Here is a 16,243-nt window from a genome sequence, read left to right as displayed (position 1 = left end):
ATAGCAGCCGTTACCGTCTTCACGCAACTCTATAACAGAGGATTTGATTCCGACATCTGAATTTTCCTAGTGGCATGACGCTGCGGCAGATTCACGAGCAGGGGCGGAACTCAGTCCGCCGAGCGGGACCGTGAGGCACGGGCCACGCACAACTCGCCCGCGCCAAGAAGTCGATGGCAGCGGTGAATATCCGGAGGCACTCCATGCAGGAAGAGAAAGTACGCGAAGCCCTGAATGCGCACTGGCAAGCATCGGCGGCCGGCGATCTAGACGCAGAACATGATATTTACGATGATTATGCCATCTGTGACTATCCACAGTCAGGTGAACGAATTATCGGGCGAATGAACCTGCAGGCACTGCGGAGTCATCATCCAGCCAAGCCAGCTGGTTTCGATGTCAGACGGATTCAGGGAGAAGGTGATCTATGGATCACGGAATACTCCATCATCTATAACGGACGGCCGGCTTACACGGTAAGCATCATGGAGTTCCGCAACGGCAAGGTCATTCACGAGACTCAGTATTTTTCGGATCCCTTTGAAGCGCCGGATTGGCGGCGCCAGTGGGTTCAACAAATCCCGTGACAGTGCATTGGGGCGATAGGCTCGATCGCTTAATGGTCGCCCCGGCTGGATTTGGCTTGCTCGAATTCGCTGTTCAGAGAATCCTTGCGGAGACTCTGCAGAACCGTCGGAATGCATGTCGAAATCAGAACGCGTCAATGATCGACGCTCGAAGGGCCACGCGTGCCTTACGAAAGTATTGGCCATCGCGCTGAACGAGTGGGCCGAATCGCGCTCTGCTCGAACGGCGCTGAGCGCATTTTGCCGCCGATCTGAATGGCCGCCGTTGGCGATGGGACAGTCGCTGCGCGGAAACGACGACAGCGGCGACCGTCGTCCTTTACGCAGTGAACGTTAAAGGCGACAGCGAAACGACGGCTCGAATCGGTGAGCTTAGCGGTTCGCCCGTAGAGGCGTCACTCCGCGACCCTGCGTGGAGCCGTTCGTAGCAGTTCATGCAGTTCGCGCTTGTAGAAGCGAGCCAGGCCGTTCGTCCCGTGGCCGCACGTATCCTCGCTGGCAGGAATCAAAAGCAGCCGGCCATTGCGCACACGCCGCATCGCGTGCTCCATCAAGCCAGTCTCTGGCGGATAGCGTTCGTCATCGGCGGCGTTGATGGCGAGGACCGCAGCCTTCACGTATTCTAGGTCAGGTTCGGGGTTATAACCGCGGGAGGCGCTCCACTGATATATGAAGTCGTTGGCATCCGATGTGAACGGCTGGGCCAACTTGTCGTCGACGTACCGATCGGCGAGTTCGGTTGTCGGCGCCGCCTTCTGGCAGGCGAGCGTGCCACCGTTGGTAGCCAGCGCAAAAAAGGCGCTGGCACGCCGCAACGAACTGGGCTGGCTCGTGTAGTCGCCGCCGCGGTACGCGGGATCGTTTCGGACCATCTCAATGAGCATGCGGCGCAGCATCCAGTTGCGGCCGGACATCTCCGTCGGTTGTGACGCCATTGGCACGAGCGCGTCCATGAAATCCGGATAGCGCACACCCCAGATCCATGCGTGCATGCCGCCCATCGAGTTGCCGATCAAAAGACGCAGGTGCCGGATGTTCAGGTGCTCGGTGAGAAGCCGGTGCTGCGCGAACACCATGTCGTCGTAGTTATAAGCCGGGAACCGCGTGCGCAGTCCGTCGGACGGCTTGGACGATCCACCGGCTCCTAGCGCGTCCGGGAGGATGATGAGATGCTTGTGGGCATCTAGCGGTTGCCCGGGGCCAAATAACTCGTCAGCGAAACCAGGTGTCAACATGCTGGCGCCCGTGCCTGTCGTGCCGTGCAAGACGAGGACAGGCTCTCCGGACGGGTCGCCGATGGTTCGGAAGTGTAGCCGCACCTCCGGCATCACGTCGCCGGTGCTGAAACGGAAATCTCGCGCGATCCAGTCGGCTTCCCGTGGCGCAGGATAGTCGGCCGCATCGCAATGTGTTGTTTGCAGCAACAGCGTGCCGTCTAACGGATACGTCACTTTGAAATCGGCTCAAGAGTTTGAAGCGCACCCCCTTGGCGAGCTGACGCGTAGGCCGCGTCCATGACTTGCATCATGAGCTCTGCGTCACGCAATGACGCGATGGGTTTTGCGCCGGTACGGCATTCCGTGAGCACCCGCTTGACGAACAACGGGTAGTAAATGTCAGTCTCTAGCTGGAGGCGGCGGCTTCGCGTGCCAGCAGAAAGGTTGTTTCTTTCTCGAATCTCGATTCGGTCGGGAGCGGACTTCGCGTATATACGATCAGACGCCAAAGTGAACGAGAATTCGCGCTGCTCGTCGGGAGTACTGGGAAAGCTATATCCCGTTTCCACCGAACCGATCACGCCGTCGTCGGTTTGCATGGTCAGCAGCGAATAGTCCTCGACGGCCCCTCGATGCGTTCTCGAGTTCATCGTGGCAGAGACTCGGGCGACCTCTTTTCCAGTGAGCAATCTGAACAGGTCGATGAAGTGAGTCGCCACGTTGATTGTCGATCCTCCTCCGGAGTACGCGGGATCGAGCGCCCAGCCCGCGCCGGCCGCTTCGTACCGGCTCGGCGGGCCCACAATGAAACGGAAGGACATGTAGTTGAAGTCCGACGGTACGCGGCCCTCCGCATCTTCCAGCGAGCGGAGCAACTCGCTCATTCGGAAGATCAATGGCACGGCGCAATAAAGATTCGCTTGCTCAGTCAGTTTGCGAAGTCTGGTGACTTGCGACATGTTGACGCCGCATGGTTTCTCCAGCGCGAACGAGATGTTACGCGCGATCACGGCCTCAGCGAGATCCGGCATCTCCGAATGCCGCCCGAACACGAACGCAAAATCGACCTCCTCGCGCTCGAGCAAATCATAGGCCGACGAGTACAGCTTGCTTCCGAATCGTGCGGCAATTGCCTCGCCCTTGACATGCTCCGCATCCGATACGGCAACCACTTCGATCCCCGGCGCTTCCAGCGCATCAAGATAGAGCGGGACGTGCCAATGGCTGACCTCCAGTAAAGCAACTCTCATGCGTGTCTCCTTTTGAAAATTCTCACGACTTTGTAGTTCTAAAGCGAACCGTAGAAAGTCTGCCTATGCGCGCTTTCCTAACTGTTTTGTCTCGACGGTCGTGCGTTTCATTCGGCGTCTATCGCGGGCCGTCCTCAGGTGCTGGCCGCCCATCGGGGCGGTAATCGAAACCCAGAAATTTGAGTGCATAAAGGGCCTGTCCTTGATGCATCGGTCCCCCGTCCTGGGTACGGCACCCGCGCGCTTGGGCGGCGCGTCGAAGCGGCGTTGGCTCGGGCGCATTGATGATGTCGACGACAATGGCGCCAGGCGTGAGCCGCTCCGGATCGATCGGCATGGCATCGTCCACTTTCATGCCGAGCGGCGTGGCATTAATCACGACGTCAAAACCTCGCGGGTCGGGCGGCCCCGAACGTGCGTCGCAGCCGGTCTCGGCAGCAACAGATGCCGCGAGGTCGCCAGCGCGATGCTCGTTGGCGTCGGATATGGTGAGATTGCTAGCGCCTGCGGACGCGACCGCGAATGCGATGGCGCTGCCTGCGCCTCCCGCGCCGACAAGAAGCACCGATTTATTCGCCGGATGATTGCCTTCCCACTGCATCCCAAGAACGCAGCCGACGCCATCGAATATCGCGCCGACCCAACGTCCATCTGCCTCGCAACGGATGACGTTGAGCGCGCCGACCTGGCGAGCAGTCGGATCAAGCTCGTCGACGAATTCCAGCATCCGTTGCTTATGAGGCATGGTGACGAGCATGCCGGAGAGATTGCCCATCGCACGTGCGCCGGCGACAAACGCGGACAGGTTTTCCGCCTTGACCCAGAACGGAACGCAAGCTGCGTCCACGCGCTGTTCAGCAAAGAGCCGGTTCAACAATTGTGGCGACTTAGCTGCCGTCAGTGGATCGCCCACTAACCCATAGAGTCGCGCTTTTCCCGTGATATGTGGATCCATCGCTGCGTGGTGTTCGATGTTGGATGATGGCGCAGTCTTACCGTGACTGCCCGGAACGGTGACAGTCACTTCCAGGGTGCCGGCGGTACGTCCAGATCCCACGTCCCGTAGACAGCGGGCTCGTTGATCTCGATGACCTCGAGATCGTCGGATCGCCACATCACGTTGTGCGGCACGCCGGCGGGCTGCGACAGGCCGTCACCGGCGTTTAGCGTCACGTCGCCCTCTACTCCGGCGAAACGGAACGTCACGGATCCGCGCAACACATACAGGTAGTGCCCGGTCATGTCGTGCCAGTGCCAGCCGGTAGGATCGGTGAACGGCTTGAGCGCACGAATGTGCTTCGCCCCGATGCGACCATTGGTTACCGTGGCGAGTCCGAGGTCGCGGTACTCCGAATCGGCGCGCAGGCCCTCCTGATTCCAGGGCGCTTCGGCCGCACTGATTCGCGCAAACGCGCTTAAAGATTGCGCAAGCTCGCGCGGGCCGTCGTAACGGGGGGTGTCTTCGTTGTGCATTTACATTTCCTTTGCGCGGCGTGAAGCTATTCGCAGGAGCCGCGGTCAAATCGTTCATGTCCGGCTTAAACCAAGCTGCACCGACACATTTGCCGAACCAGGTAGGATGCCAAAACAGTTACGATCGGGCCTGATTCGCGAGGTCTCGCGCATCGGTTGAATCGATTCGTCCCGCCATCGCTTCGGCGCGCGCGCGCTCGTACTCGGCTTCGGGTACGGGCACCGCATCGCGGTCGCCAAGATCGTCAAGGCGGATCCGATACGTCTCACGTGTAGTGAACGCAGCGAAGGCGGCGACGAGACAGATACCGAACGTTAGAAGGCCGATCTTCAGCGGAATGTTGGCAGTGCCGGGGGGCGCGACGGCGACAAAGAGGGTGGGTGTCAGTGCCGCGAGCGTGGTCCCAACGTTTTGTCCGATGGCCATCCCTGTCACGCGCACCCGCGTGCGAAATAATTCTGGGAAAAGGCTCGGGAACACTCCGTTGAAGCCCTGATAGGCGATACCCCACATCAGCACCGCAAGAATTATCGTGAGCCAGAGATTGTGGATGCTGATGGCGTACAGGTAACCAAAAGAGAGCAGCCCGGCGCTGAGCACGCCGGCAAGCACTGGCGGCCTGCGGCCGATCTTGTCAGACAGATTACCAACGAAGGGAATCAGTATGACCGAGCAGATGTTTCCGAGAACCGGAATCCAGAGAAAGACGCCAACGGGAAAGCCGATACCGTAGGCCGGCTGGACTGCATACGCGGCGCCGAACACCGTAGCAAGAAGCGCGATGACAGCGACGAGCGCCATGCAGACGACGCGCAAGACATCGTCCCAACTGTCTCGAAGGACCTCGACAACCGGTGACGAAGGCACTTCGCCGTGAGCCTGCTCCTCCCGAAAAGCGGGAGTTTCGTCAACCTGGCGGCGAATGATGTACCCCATGATGATAACGATGAAGCTGAGGAGAAACGGAATGCGCCATCCCCAGGAGGCGAACTGATCTCTCGGCAGGAAGTGCGCCAACGGCAAAAAGACCGCTGCCGCGAGGAGTTGCCCGGCTTGCACCCCCTGAAGGGTAAAGCTCGCGAAGTAGCCACGTCGGCCGAACGGCGCATGCTCGAGAATCATGGAGCTGGCGCCGGAAACCTCTCCTGCGACGGCAAAGCCCTGAATGAGCCGGAGGATGACGAGCAGCAACGGAGCCCAGATGCCGACCTGTTGATAGGTCGGCAACAGGCCCACGCCCATCGTGGAGATGCCCATCAAAAACATGCAGAAAATAAGCACTGTCTTCCGGCCGTGCCGGTCGCCGACATGGCCGAGCACCATAGCGCCTATCGGTCGGGCGACATAGCCGACGCCGAAGGTTGCCAGTGATGCGATGATGGCAACCGTAGGGTTACCCGAGGGGAAGAAGAGCTGCGGAAAAAGCAACGACGCTGCGGTCGCGTATATGAAGAAGTCGTAGTACTCAAGTGCTGAGCCGATCCAGCCGCTGGCCGCGGCTATCTTCGACTGGCGCTGACGATGGGCCTCAACCTGGGTGCTTCCACTCATGACTTGTCTCCGTCTTGGATTGACTTTTCGGCGTTCGTTCTTTATTGTTGTAACACCGTTCCAGTAAGAATCATGTTACCTACATTATGAGAGTTGTCAAGGGAGCAGTTGACCGTTCGCTTCAGGCGATCGAGTTGCTAGCGCGCCAGGCGCGCTGGATGCGTATGTCCGACATCGCCACTGAACTCGAACTGGAGAAAGGACCCGCCCATCGAGTACTTGCACAGCTGTGCGAGCAGGGCTGGGCCGAGCAAGATGAGCAGACTTCCCAGTACCGCTTGACGTTGAAGCTTTCTTTGCTCGGTCAGCAGTACCTGCATGGGCTGGGGCTACCGGGCTTGGTGCAGCCGATCCTCGACGAAGTCGCAGCGCAGTGCCACGAGCTAGTACGGCTGACGGTGATCAATGAAGGGACACTCGCGTGGCTCGCAGCGTCTCAGGGCGCGGCGCCCGGTCTCATGTATTCGCCGTCCATGCATAGTCCCATCGCATTGCATGCGACATCAGTAGGGAAGGCGTGGTTGGCGGCAATGTCGAACGACGAAGCAATCGGGCACGCATTGCGCGGAGGACTCGGCAAGCCAAACGGCGCGGGCACATCAAAGGCGATCACTAGCGTCGACCAGTTGATACCGGAGCTTGAACTGACCAGGCAGCGCGGCTATGGTCTGGTCGTCGAGGAGGCGGAGCCAGGCGTCGTCGCGATGGCCGTGACCGTGCGCTCGCTGACTGACGGCGCGGTAGTCGGAACCATGAGCATTGCCGGGCCGGTTTTGCGCATACCGCCGCAGCGATACGACGCCTTTTACGCGCTACTGCGCGAGGCATCCGCGAAGCTTGGAGCCGTCTGGCCGCGACAAAGCGTCGATGGGCGCGTCAACGAGGCGGCCTGAGATGCCGAACTCCGTTCCTGCTTCTCAGCGAGTTGCCTCGTGGCATGAAAAGGCAGCAAGCATTCTCATTGCAGCGCGTTGTCAAGGCGCGCAGGTAGACCGCCTGCCCGTCGAACTGCGGCCTTCAACGGTTGACGAGGGCTTCGCAATTCAGCGAAAGGTGAGTGATGCCTTCGGGCGCGAAACCGGTGCATGGAAATGCGCGCTGCCGACAGCAGGTAAGGTCATCGCCGCGCCGATCTACGCAAATCTGATCTACCGCAGCGTCGAATGCACCTTCACCGCCGGCTCGGTGCAGTCTAGGGTGAAGGCGGAGCCCGAACTCGCCTGTTTTATGAAACGGGACTTGCCGCCGCGAAGGGACGCATACAGCGAAGCCGAGGTGCTCGATGCTTTAGGTGACGTGCACCTCGCGCTCGAATTGCTCGGCAGTCGCTACTCGCATCCGGCGTCCCTAACGTTTCCTGAATTGCTGGCGGATGGTTTATTCAATGCCGGGCTTGTCATCGGGCCGCGCGTTGAGCTCTCTGACGGCGCGACGCCGGACCAGCTTCCAGCCGAATTCACCATCAGCCTGACTGTTGCCGGTGAAGCTCCGGTGCGTCTTGAAGGCCGGCACCCTGATGGGAACGTCCTCCTGCCCATTGTGTGGCTAGCCAATTTTCTGAGCGAACGGGGTCTGGGACTGCGAGCCGGCCAAGCAGTGATAACGGGCTCCTACGGGGGCGTGCTCGAGTTGCCGGTCGGCCGGCAGTTGCACATTGGATTTGGTGCTCTTGGCGTCTCGCCCATTCGTTTTATCTTCCCTGAATAGGAGTACTTAATGCGTCTCGTCCGTTTTGGCAATCCTGGCCAAGAGCGTCCCGGTGTCCTTGACTCGAGCGGAGCAATTCGCGACCTCAGCGGCATCGTCGGTGACATCGATGGAACAACTGTTTCGCCAGCCGCCTTGGAGAAGCTGCGCCGACTCGACTTCGACAGCCTTCCTGTCGTGGAGGCGCACACGCGGCTTGGCGCTTGTGTTGGAAACGTCCGCAACCTTGTCTGCATCGGCCTGAATTACTCCGATCACGCCGCCGAAACCGATACGCCGATCCCGCGCGAGCCCGTCGTGTTCAACAAACATACAGGCTCAATCAGCGGTCCGAACGATCCGGTTATCTTGCCGACAGACGCGCAAAAACTGGATTGGGAGGTGGAATTAGGCGTCGTGATCGGCACACCCGCGTGGCAGATCGACGAAGCAAGCGCGCTGGATCATGTGGCGGGTTACTGCCTTGCCAATGACGTTTCCGAGCGCGCATACCAGCTCGAACGTGAAGGCCAGTGGACCAAGGGCAAGAGCGGCTTATCGTTTGCGCCGCTCGGCCCATGGCTCGTGACGCGTGATGAAGTCCCCGACCCGCAAGTACTCGACCTGTGGCTCGATGTCAACGGCGCACGACGCCAGACTGGCAACACACGCACGATGATCTTCGACGTCGCGCATATTGTGTCGTATCTCAGCCGTTTCATGCCACTCATGGCAGGCGACGTCATCATCACCGGAACTCCGCCTGGCGTGGGCCTCGGTCAAAAGCCGCCTGTCTTCCTGAAAGCGGGCGATACGATGACCCTGGGCGGTAGCGGACTCGGCGAGCAAACGCAGAAGGTCGTGCCGTATTCGGAAGCACTTGGCGCGGCGTGGGGCCGTGGCGAGTATCCGTCGGCACGATAAGACAACTTCATCCGCGAAAAGGAGGGGATATGAGCCTTGCTGGAACAGGCGTCGTTGCGATCTGGCATGATCTGCTGCCGGAAGCGAAGGATGAATTCTACGAGTGGCACAACCGGGAACACATGCCCGAGCGCGCCGGAATCCCTGGGTTCAGGCGCGGGCGGCGTTACATTGCGCTGGACTCGGGTCCCGAGTACTTCAATCTCTATGAAGCCGACACCGTAGAGGTGCTCGGCGCGCAAGACTATCTTCTTCGGTTGAATTCGCCGACTCCGTGGACGAAGCGGGTCGTCCCCTCGTTTCGCAGCGTGGCCCGCTCCATCTGCCATGTAGCTTATTCCGATGGTGTCGGACAAGGCGCCTATCTTGTGACGGTGCGTTTCGACGTGCCTTCGACGTCGCGTACGGAAGTCGTGAAGAGTCTGCGTCAGCGAGTCCTGCCAGTGCTTGTGGACATGGCGGACATCACCGGAGTCCACCTTTGCCTGGCCGATGAGGCAGTCAGCAACGTGGAGACAGCGGAGAAGCGGGCACGTTCTGACGGCACACAAGTGCCGACATGGATCGTCTTGATTGAAGGATGCCGCCCTGACCGCCTGCGTGCAGCGGTAGACGCTTTCAATGCCGGACTCGTCGCTCTGCCGGGCCTCGGGACAGCCAGGCCTGATTGCACGCTTTATCAACTCGAGTACACGCGCTGCAAGACGCCATGGAGCGCTGGGTGAAGCGTTGTTTGTACTTTAATAGCAGAAGGCGGCACTTCCGCATGCCCCGCCGGTCTCGGGGCGGCAGAGATGGGCTGCTGATCGGCGGCCTGCCGTGCGATGGCCGGCATGTTGACGACGAAAAAACGAGCGTCGCCCAACTCCACGAACAGGCCGGCAGCATGCAGATACGGACCAACGTCCCGGAGTATCCCTGTCTCCGCCGCTGCCTCATACCAGCTCGCTCGTCGAAGATCGCTCGGGCCGCATGCCGAGAGTCTAGTAACACACAAAAAAGGGCGGCACTATCAAGCGCCGCCCATCATAAGAGCCCTAAGAACCGTCAGAAATACTACCGTACCTTGCCCGCCTTCCACGCCGACAGCAGTTGCTCATACTTCACTGTTTCGCCTTTGGGCTTTTCGTTGGCAAGCCGCTTCCACGGCGCGTGCTGGTCGGACAGCCACTTGGACGGATCGCTTTGCGGATTGAGTTCCGGCGCGCAAACCTTCATCCCGGCCCGCTGCAAACGGGACAACACCTGGTCCATTTCCTTCGCGAGGTTGTCCATTGCAGCCTGCGGAGTCTTTTCACCGGCGACAGCCGTGCCGACGTTCTTCCACCAGAGTTGCGCCATCTTCGGATAGTCCGGCACGTTGTTGCCGGTCGGCGTCCACGCGACGCGCGCCGGGCTGCGATAGAACTCGATCAGGCCGCCGTACTTGTCCGCGTTTTTCGTGAAGTAGTCGCTATGAATGTCGGAGTCGCGAATGAACGTGAGACCGACAATCGACTTCTTGAGCGACACGCTCTTCGACGTCACGAACTGCGCATACAGCCACGCGGCGGCTCGCTGGTTCGGCGGCGTCGACTTGAAGAACGTCCACGAACCGACGTCCTGATACCCGTTCTGCATGCCGTCCTTCCAGTAAGCGCCATGCGGGGACGGCGCCATGCGCCACTTCGGCGTGCCGTCCGCATTCGTGACGTTGCCCGGCTTGAGCATCGACGCCGTGAACGCGGTGTACCAGAACACCTGTTGCGCGATCTTGCCTTGCGCGGGCACGGGGCCAGCCTCGCTGAAGGTCATGCCCGACGCTTCCGGCGGTGCGTATTTCTTGAGCCAGTCGATGTACTTGGTCGTCGCGTAGACCGCTGCCGGGCTGTTGGTGCCGCCGCCGCGCGACACCGAAGCGCCTACCGGATGACAGCCGTCAGGCGTCACGCGAATGCCCCATTCGTCGACGGGCATGCCGTTCGGAATCCCTTTGTCGGCTTCGCCCGCCATGGAAAGCCATGCGTCCGTGAAGCGCCAGCCGAGCGACGGGTCTTTTTTGCCGTAATCCATATGTCCATAAACTTTCTCTCCGTCGATATTTTTCACATCGTTGGTAAAGAATTCGGCGATGTCTTCATACGCCGACCAGTTGACCGGCACGCCGAGATCGTAGCCGTATTTCGCCTTGAACTTGTCCTGGAAATCCTTGCGTGCGAACCAGTCCGCGCGGAACCAGTAAAGGTTCGCGAACTGCTGGTCGGGAAGCTGATAGAGCTTTTTGTCAGGCGCGGTCGTAAAACTAGTGCCGATAAAGTCTTTCAGGTCAAGACCGGGGTTGGTGTATTCCTTACCTTCGCCTGCCATGTAATCGGAGAGCGGAACGATCACGCCATAGCGATAGTGCGTGCCGATCAAGTCTGAGTCCGAGATCCAGCCGTCGTAAATGCTTTGCCCGGATTGCATGGAGGTCTGCAATTTCTCGACGACGTCGCCTTCCTGAATGATGTCGTGCTTGACCTGAATGCCGGTGATTTCACTAAACGCGGCGGCGAGCGTTTTGGATTCGTACGTATGCGTGTCGATGGTTTCCGACACGACATGAACCTCCTTGACGCCTTTCGATTTGAGTTTCGCTGCGGTGTCGATGAACCATTTCATCTCGTCCATCTGCTGCTGTTTCGAAAGCGTGCTTGGTTGAAACTCACTGTCCACCCATTTCTGCGCCTCAGGCGTGCCCGCCAGAGCCTGACTCGCGAAGGCGCCTGACACGATGCTTCCCAATGCCAGTGCGACGATCCGTCTCCTCTGATGCATGGTCTTCTCCTGTGTCTTTTGTGCCCCTTCCACCTGGTCGGCATCCGCTCGGGGCATCAGCGGATCCGGCAGTTGCCAGTCTTCGTTGCATGCTTCCGCTTTTAGCCCTTCCACATGATCGCGAACACCACCAGCACCGAGGCCGCGAAGCCCGGCCAGGAACTCGAGCCCTCGGCGCTGATTGCGAGCCACGCGAGATTGACATACGCGGCAGCTAAAAGGCCGATAAACAGGCGATCACCGCGAGTCGTCGCGATAGGAAGAAAGCCCTTGCGTTCATGAGTCGGCGAGCGCAGTTCCCATACCGTCATGCCGCCCAGCATGACGACTATGCAGGCGAAGAAGATCGCTACCTCAGGAGTCCAGTACATCCAGGTGAACATCACACCCTCCCCATCGCGAAGCCCTTCGCAATGTAGTTGCGCACGAAGTAGATCACCAGCGCGCCGGGCACGATAGTCAGCACGCCCGCCGCCGACAGCACACCCCAGTCCATGCCGGCCGCCGACACGGTCCGCGTCATCACGGCGGCGATAGGTTTCGCGTTGACCGAAGTCAGCGTGCGCGCGAGCAGCAATTCCACCCAGCTGAACATGAAGCAGAAAAAAGCCGTGACGCCGACGCCCGACTTGATGAGCGGCAGGAAGATTTTCACGAAGAAAGCGGGAAACGTATAACCGTCTATGTACGCGGTTTCGTCTATCTCTCGCGAGACGCCCGACATGAAGCCTTCGAGAATCCACACGGCAAGGGGCACGTTGAACAGCATGTGCGCAAGTGCGACGGCAATGTACGTGTCGGTCAGGCCGACGCTCGAATAGAGCTGAAAAAACGGCAGCAAAAACACGGCGGGCGGCGTCATGCGGTTGGTGAGCAGCCAGAAGAACATGTGCTTGTCGCCGAGAAAGCGATATCGCGAGAACGCGTAAGCGGCAGGCAGCGCGACCAACACCGACATCACCGTGTTCATCAGCACGTAAATGATCGAATTGATATAGCCCCAGTACCACGAGGGATCAGTGAAGATCACCTTGTAGTTGTCGAACGTCACGTGCTGCGGCAGCGTCGCGAACGTCGACATGGTTTCCTCGTTCGTGCGCAGTGAGATCGAAACCATCCAGTAAAGCGGAATCAGCGCGAACAGCATATAGACGACGAGCATCAACGTCCGCATCCAGCGGCGCCTATCCTGCATGGTCGTCTCCTTGCGCGGCGGGTCCACCTTTGCCTACGCGGCTCATCCAGTTATAGAGAATGAAGCACAGCAGCAGAATGATCAGGAAATAGATCAGCGAGAAAGCCGCAGCGGGGCCAAGATCAAACTGACCGACCGCTTTCTGGGTCAGATACTGACTAAGGAATGTCGTGGAATTGCCGGGACCGCCGCCTGTCAGCACGAACGGCTCGGTGTAGATCATGAAGCTGTCCATGAAGCGCAACAGCACGGCGATCATCAGCACGCCGCGCATCTTCGGCAATTCGATATAGCGGAACACCGCAAAGCGGCTTGCGCCATCTATTTCCGCAGCCTGATAGAAGGCGTCCGGAATCGCGCGCAAGCCCGCATAGCACAGCAGCGCGACGAGCGGGGTCCAGTGCCAGATGTCCATCACCAGCACGGTGATCCATGCGGCTGTGGGACTCGCCGTGTAGTTGTAGTCGAAGCCAAGACCATTGAGCCAGTAGCCGAGCAGTCCGATATCCGGGCGCCCGAAGATCTGCCAGATCGTGCCCACCACGTTCCACGGAATCAGCAACGGCATGGCAAGCAGGACGAGTGTGGCCGATGCGCGCCATCCCGAAGCCGGCATCGACAGTGCGAGACCCACGCCCAATGGAATCTCGAACAGCAGAACGCACGCGGAGAAAATGACCTGTCTGCCGAGCGCTTCGCGCAGATCCGGATCGGTCATGATGTTGCGAAACCACTCCGTACCGACGAACACATGCTGCGTCGGGCCGATGATGTCCTGCACCGAATAGTTGACCACCGTCATCAGCGGCAGGATCGCGGAGAACGCGACGCAGATGAACACCGGAATGACCAGCAGCCATGCTTTCTGATTGACGGGCTTGTTCATCGCGCGGCTCCTTCGGAGCGGCGTGTTTCGATTCGTTCGTCGTTGCAGAAGTACACGGTTTCAGGCGCAACCAGATGCAGCCAGGCAGGCCCGTCGACAACCCGCAAATGCGGCTCGAGCCTCGCGTTGAAAACATGGCCGTCGCATTGCGCGGTGACCAGTTGATAGTTGCCGAGCTGCTGCGCGCGCAGCACTCGCGCGTTCACCGCGCCGGCTCCTCCTTCCTGCGAGAGGCGGAGGAACTCCGGGCGAATCCCCAATTTGAGCGCGCCGTTTGTCTGCTGATGCGCGCCGCGTAGCGTCGCGAGCGTGCCGGGGTCGAGCGGCAAGCGCTGCGAGCCGATTTTCGCGCCGTCGGCGTCGAGCTCGATCGGACAAAGGTTCATGCCGGGACTGCCGATGAAGTGGCCAACAAAAGCGTGATCCGGCCGCAGAAAAAGCGCATCGGCTCCCCCCTTCTGAACGACGCGGCCATTGGTCATGACCACGACTTCGTCGGCGAAAGTCAGCGCTTCTACCTGATCGTGCGTCACGTAGATGAGCGTGAGCTTGAGTTGCTGATGGATCTTCTTCAACTGGCGGCGCAGCATCCACTTCATCGCGGGGTCGATCACAGTCAACGGTTCGTCGAAGAGGATCGCCGCGACGTCCTTGCGAACCATGCCGCGCCCCAGCGAGATCTTCTGCTTGGCGTCGGCGGCGAGATTGCTCGCCTTGAGCGGCAGGTCGCGCGTCATATCGAGGATCTCCGCGACTTCATGCACGCGCTTCGTGACCTCGGCGGCTGACAACTTGCGGTTGCGCAGCGGAAACGCGAGGTTATCGAATACGGTCATGGTGTCGTAGACCACGGGGAACTGGAACACCTGGGCGATGTTGCGCTGACGTGCGCCGAGCGCCGTCACGTCGCGTCCGTCGAACAACACCTTGCCCTCCGATGGCTTGACGAGCCCCGAAACGATATTCAGCAGCGTGGTCTTGCCGCAACCCGATGGACCGAGCAACGCATAAGCGCCGCCGTCATCCCAGACCATGCTCATGGGTTGAAGCGCGTAGTCGTCGACCGTCGCGGGGTTTGGCCTGTACGCGTGCGCGAGATTCTGGAACTCAATGCACGCCATAAGCTGCCTCCGGGCTGGACACCAGCTGGGTCTCCGCGCCGAACACGAACAGTTCTCGAGGGTCGATGAAAACGTCGAGCTGCGTGCCCAGCTCGATCTGGTGCACGCCCTGCAGTTGCGCAACCAGGTTGACCGCGCCGGTCAGCGTGCGCAAGTGCAGGTACGTTTCGGAGCCACTCAGTTCAGCGAGTTCGAGCCGGCACGGAACGGCGATCGCATGAGCGTCCTTCGCCCGAAGACGCAGATGCCCCGGCCGGATGCCGATGCGGCATGCGCCGTTTACGGCGGGACCGTGCTGCAACGGAACCTCCACGCCGATTGGCAGACGCGCGCGGCCATTGCCGCAGTCGCTCGTCAGCATGTTCATCGGCGGATCGTTGAAAACGGCTGCGGCCGCGACGTTGACCGGTGCGTTATAGACATCGAGAGTGGGACCGAACTGCAGAATCTGGCCTTTATCGACGATCGCGGTATAGCCGCCCAGCAGTAACGCTTCGAGAGGTTCGGTAGTCGCGTAGACGACGGTGGTGTTGCCGTCGGCGAAAAGCGTAGCCAGTTCCATGCGCAATTCCTCGCGCAGTTTGTAATCGAGATTGACGAGCGGCTCGTCGAGCAGCACCAGCGACGTACGCTTCACGAGCGCACGCGCGAGCGCGCAGCGCTGCTGTTGGCCGCCTGACAGTTCGCCTGGCCGCCGCTCCAGCAGATGATCGATATGCAGTTTGGCTGCGACTTCCCGCACGCGCCGGCGGATTTCGGCAGGGTCGGTCTTCTGCAGGCGCAAAGGCGACGCGATGTTTTCGGCAACCGTCATTGCCGGGTAGTTGATGAACTGCTGATAGACCATCGCGAGATTACGCTCGCGGACGCTGACGCCTGTCACGTTCCGGCCGTCGACGAGCACGCGGCCGTCGGTCGGCCTGTCCAGACCCGCCATCACGCGCATCAGCGTGGTTTTACCGGCCTGCGTGGGTCCGAGAAGTACATTGATGGCGCCTGGGACGAGGCGCAAATCCGCGCCGTACAAATACGGCTGCCCGCCAGAAACGACACTGACCCGCTCCAGTTCCAGAACCAAATCGCTCTCCTTTGCGGCGTGCGCGACGCCAGTCGAAGAGGCGGCGCTTCAAGGTGGCGTCAATTGGGTTGCGCTTGGATTACGTGCAGCAGCCAAAATGTCCCTTTTGTTGGTTTCCGTTTAAATCGGGGTAAACCTTACGACAGGATGAATTAGAGAACTTGCTCGGCGCGTTGGAGATGATCGACATGAGATAGTGGGATGTAATGTGACTCCTTTTTCAGCGCGCGACGTCGGCGATCGGTGGTGCAGCAGTTCTCGCAAGGCGGTCTATGCGCGTCATCGTACGGGTGGGCTATCCATCTCGAATCTGGCGAGCCAGTTGCTGAGGCCCATCGCTCGCACTCGGGGATCGTCACTGAGGCTGTGTGTACGCGATCATTCGCGGAAGCGGTGGACGAGTGAAATTCGGCAGACGATGCCAGATTGCCAGAGTCACCGGGAAGAGACCCTCTTCCTTAGCGTCGCGATGTCATTC

The 16,243-nt window shown here is 60.0% G+C and carries 16 protein-coding genes; 5 read left to right on the top strand and 11 right to left on the bottom strand.

Annotation, left to right across the window (positions count from 1 at the left end; genetic code table 11):
* The first annotated feature begins 203 nt into the window (after positions 1-203).
* The gene (locus AB6804_RS20510; RefSeq protein WP_370888001.1) at positions 204-587 is read left to right on the top strand and encodes a nuclear transport factor 2 family protein; all 384 of its coding nucleotides are present in this window, start codon (positions 204-206) and stop codon (positions 585-587) included.
* 395 nt (positions 588-982) lie between these two features.
* Here AB6804_RS20510 and AB6804_RS20505 read toward each other — a convergent pair whose 3' ends face one another.
* The 5 genes from AB6804_RS20505 to AB6804_RS20485 all read right to left on the bottom strand — a co-directional run bounded on the left by AB6804_RS20505 (position 983) and on the right by AB6804_RS20485 (position 6,079).
* On the bottom strand, positions 983-2,038 hold the full coding sequence (locus AB6804_RS20505; protein WP_370888000.1) for an alpha/beta fold hydrolase: 1,056 nt from the start codon (positions 2,036-2,038) through the stop codon (positions 983-985).
* Positions 2,035-3,054, bottom strand: coding sequence for a Gfo/Idh/MocA family protein (locus AB6804_RS20500; protein WP_370887999.1), 1,020 nt, complete (start codon positions 3,052-3,054; stop codon positions 2,035-2,037). The genes AB6804_RS20505 and AB6804_RS20500 overlap by 4 nt, the downstream gene beginning before the upstream one ends.
* A gap of 118 nt (positions 3,055-3,172) precedes the next feature.
* Complete coding sequence (locus tag AB6804_RS20495; protein WP_370887998.1) at positions 3,173-4,009, bottom strand: shikimate dehydrogenase; 837 nt, start codon at positions 4,007-4,009, stop codon at positions 3,173-3,175.
* A 65-nt stretch (positions 4,010-4,074) separates the two neighbouring features.
* Positions 4,075-4,527 (bottom strand): cupin domain-containing protein, encoded by a 453-nt coding sequence (locus tag AB6804_RS20490; RefSeq protein WP_370887997.1) that lies wholly within the window; start codon positions 4,525-4,527, stop codon positions 4,075-4,077.
* 118 nt (positions 4,528-4,645) lie between these two features.
* Positions 4,646-6,079 (bottom strand): MFS transporter, encoded by a 1,434-nt coding sequence (locus AB6804_RS20485; protein ID WP_370887996.1) that lies wholly within the window; start codon positions 6,077-6,079, stop codon positions 4,646-4,648.
* An 86-nt stretch (positions 6,080-6,165) separates the two neighbouring features.
* Here AB6804_RS20485 and AB6804_RS20480 point away from each other — a divergent pair, with 86 nt between their 5' ends.
* The 4 genes from AB6804_RS20480 to AB6804_RS20465 are packed head-to-tail and all read left to right on the top strand — an operon-like array spanning position 6,166 to position 9,414.
* Positions 6,166-6,972 carry an IclR family transcriptional regulator gene (locus AB6804_RS20480; RefSeq protein ID WP_370887995.1) on the top strand — a complete coding sequence of 269 codons (807 nt, stop codon included), beginning with the start codon at positions 6,166-6,168 and terminating at the stop codon, positions 6,970-6,972.
* A 1-nt stretch (position 6,973) separates the two neighbouring features.
* Complete coding sequence (locus AB6804_RS20475) at positions 6,974-7,786, top strand: 2-keto-4-pentenoate hydratase (protein ID WP_370887994.1); 813 nt, start codon at positions 6,974-6,976, stop codon at positions 7,784-7,786.
* 9 nt (positions 7,787-7,795) lie between these two features.
* Positions 7,796-8,689, top strand: a complete 894-nt coding sequence (locus AB6804_RS20470) for a fumarylacetoacetate hydrolase family protein (protein ID WP_370887993.1) — start codon at positions 7,796-7,798, stop codon at positions 8,687-8,689.
* Between the two features lie 29 nt (positions 8,690-8,718).
* Positions 8,719-9,414, top strand: coding sequence for a hypothetical protein (locus tag AB6804_RS20465; RefSeq protein WP_370887992.1), 696 nt, complete (start codon positions 8,719-8,721; stop codon positions 9,412-9,414).
* A gap of 331 nt (positions 9,415-9,745) precedes the next feature.
* On the opposite strand, the gene AB6804_RS20460 is transcribed toward AB6804_RS20465, so the two are convergent.
* From AB6804_RS20460 to AB6804_RS20435, 6 genes are all read right to left on the bottom strand, one after another.
* Positions 9,746-11,485, bottom strand: coding sequence for an ABC transporter substrate-binding protein (locus AB6804_RS20460; RefSeq protein ID WP_370887991.1), 1,740 nt, complete (start codon positions 11,483-11,485; stop codon positions 9,746-9,748).
* Positions 11,486-11,586: 101 nt separating this feature from the next.
* Entirely contained in the window at positions 11,587-11,868 is a 282-nt protein-coding gene (locus tag AB6804_RS20455; RefSeq protein ID WP_370887990.1) for a DUF2160 domain-containing protein, read from the bottom strand.
* On the bottom strand, positions 11,868-12,680 hold the full coding sequence (locus AB6804_RS20450) for a carbohydrate ABC transporter permease (protein ID WP_244796196.1): 813 nt from the start codon (positions 12,678-12,680) through the stop codon (positions 11,868-11,870). The genes AB6804_RS20455 and AB6804_RS20450 overlap by 1 nt, the downstream gene beginning before the upstream one ends.
* Complete coding sequence (locus AB6804_RS20445; RefSeq protein ID WP_370887989.1) at positions 12,670-13,566, bottom strand: carbohydrate ABC transporter permease; 897 nt, start codon at positions 13,564-13,566, stop codon at positions 12,670-12,672. The genes AB6804_RS20450 and AB6804_RS20445 overlap by 11 nt, the downstream gene beginning before the upstream one ends.
* Entirely contained in the window at positions 13,563-14,687 is a 1,125-nt protein-coding gene (locus tag AB6804_RS20440) for an ABC transporter ATP-binding protein (protein WP_370887988.1), read from the bottom strand. The genes AB6804_RS20445 and AB6804_RS20440 overlap by 4 nt, the downstream gene beginning before the upstream one ends.
* On the bottom strand, positions 14,674-15,765 hold the full coding sequence (locus AB6804_RS20435; RefSeq protein ID WP_370887987.1) for an ABC transporter ATP-binding protein: 1,092 nt from the start codon (positions 15,763-15,765) through the stop codon (positions 14,674-14,676). Before AB6804_RS20435 ends, AB6804_RS20440 begins: the two co-directional genes overlap by 14 nt.
* Positions 15,766-16,243: the final 478 nt, after the last annotated feature.

Origin of the sequence: Caballeronia sp. RCC_10 (assembly GCF_041360715.1) — a bacterium.
GTDB classification, from domain to species: domain Bacteria; phylum Pseudomonadota; class Gammaproteobacteria; order Burkholderiales; family Burkholderiaceae; genus Caballeronia; species Caballeronia grimmiae.
This window is presented reverse-complemented; position numbering and strand designations above follow the sequence as displayed.

Bases quoted from the DNA above. Each gene is read 5' to 3' on its own strand.
- AB6804_RS20510 (WP_370888001.1), top strand. From the start codon at position 204: ATGCAGGAAGAGAAAGTACGCGAAGCCCTGAATGCGCACTGGCAAGCA.
- AB6804_RS20500 (WP_370887999.1), bottom strand. From the start codon at position 3,054: ATGAGAGTTGCTTTACTGGAGGTCAGCCATTGGCACGTCCCGCTCTAT.
- AB6804_RS20495 (WP_370887998.1), bottom strand. From the start codon at position 4,009: ATGGATCCACATATCACGGGAAAAGCGCGACTCTATGGGTTAGTGGGC.
- AB6804_RS20490 (WP_370887997.1), bottom strand. From the start codon at position 4,527: ATGCACAACGAAGACACCCCCCGTTACGACGGCCCGCGCGAGCTTGCG.
- AB6804_RS20485 (WP_370887996.1), bottom strand. From the start codon at position 6,079: ATGAGTGGAAGCACCCAGGTTGAGGCCCATCGTCAGCGCCAGTCGAAG.
- AB6804_RS20480 (WP_370887995.1), top strand. From the start codon at position 6,166: ATGAGAGTTGTCAAGGGAGCAGTTGACCGTTCGCTTCAGGCGATCGAG.
- AB6804_RS20475 (WP_370887994.1), top strand. From the start codon at position 6,974: ATGCCGAACTCCGTTCCTGCTTCTCAGCGAGTTGCCTCGTGGCATGAA.
- AB6804_RS20470 (WP_370887993.1), top strand. From the start codon at position 7,796: ATGCGTCTCGTCCGTTTTGGCAATCCTGGCCAAGAGCGTCCCGGTGTC.
- AB6804_RS20465 (WP_370887992.1), top strand. From the start codon at position 8,719: ATGAGCCTTGCTGGAACAGGCGTCGTTGCGATCTGGCATGATCTGCTG.
- AB6804_RS20460 (WP_370887991.1), bottom strand. From the start codon at position 11,485: ATGCATCAGAGGAGACGGATCGTCGCACTGGCATTGGGAAGCATCGTG.
- AB6804_RS20455 (WP_370887990.1), bottom strand. From the start codon at position 11,868: ATGTTCACCTGGATGTACTGGACTCCTGAGGTAGCGATCTTCTTCGCC.
- AB6804_RS20450 (WP_244796196.1), bottom strand. From the start codon at position 12,680: ATGCAGGATAGGCGCCGCTGGATGCGGACGTTGATGCTCGTCGTCTAT.
- AB6804_RS20445 (WP_370887989.1), bottom strand. From the start codon at position 13,566: ATGAACAAGCCCGTCAATCAGAAAGCATGGCTGCTGGTCATTCCGGTG.
- AB6804_RS20440 (WP_370887988.1), bottom strand. From the start codon at position 14,687: ATGGCGTGCATTGAGTTCCAGAATCTCGCGCACGCGTACAGGCCAAAC.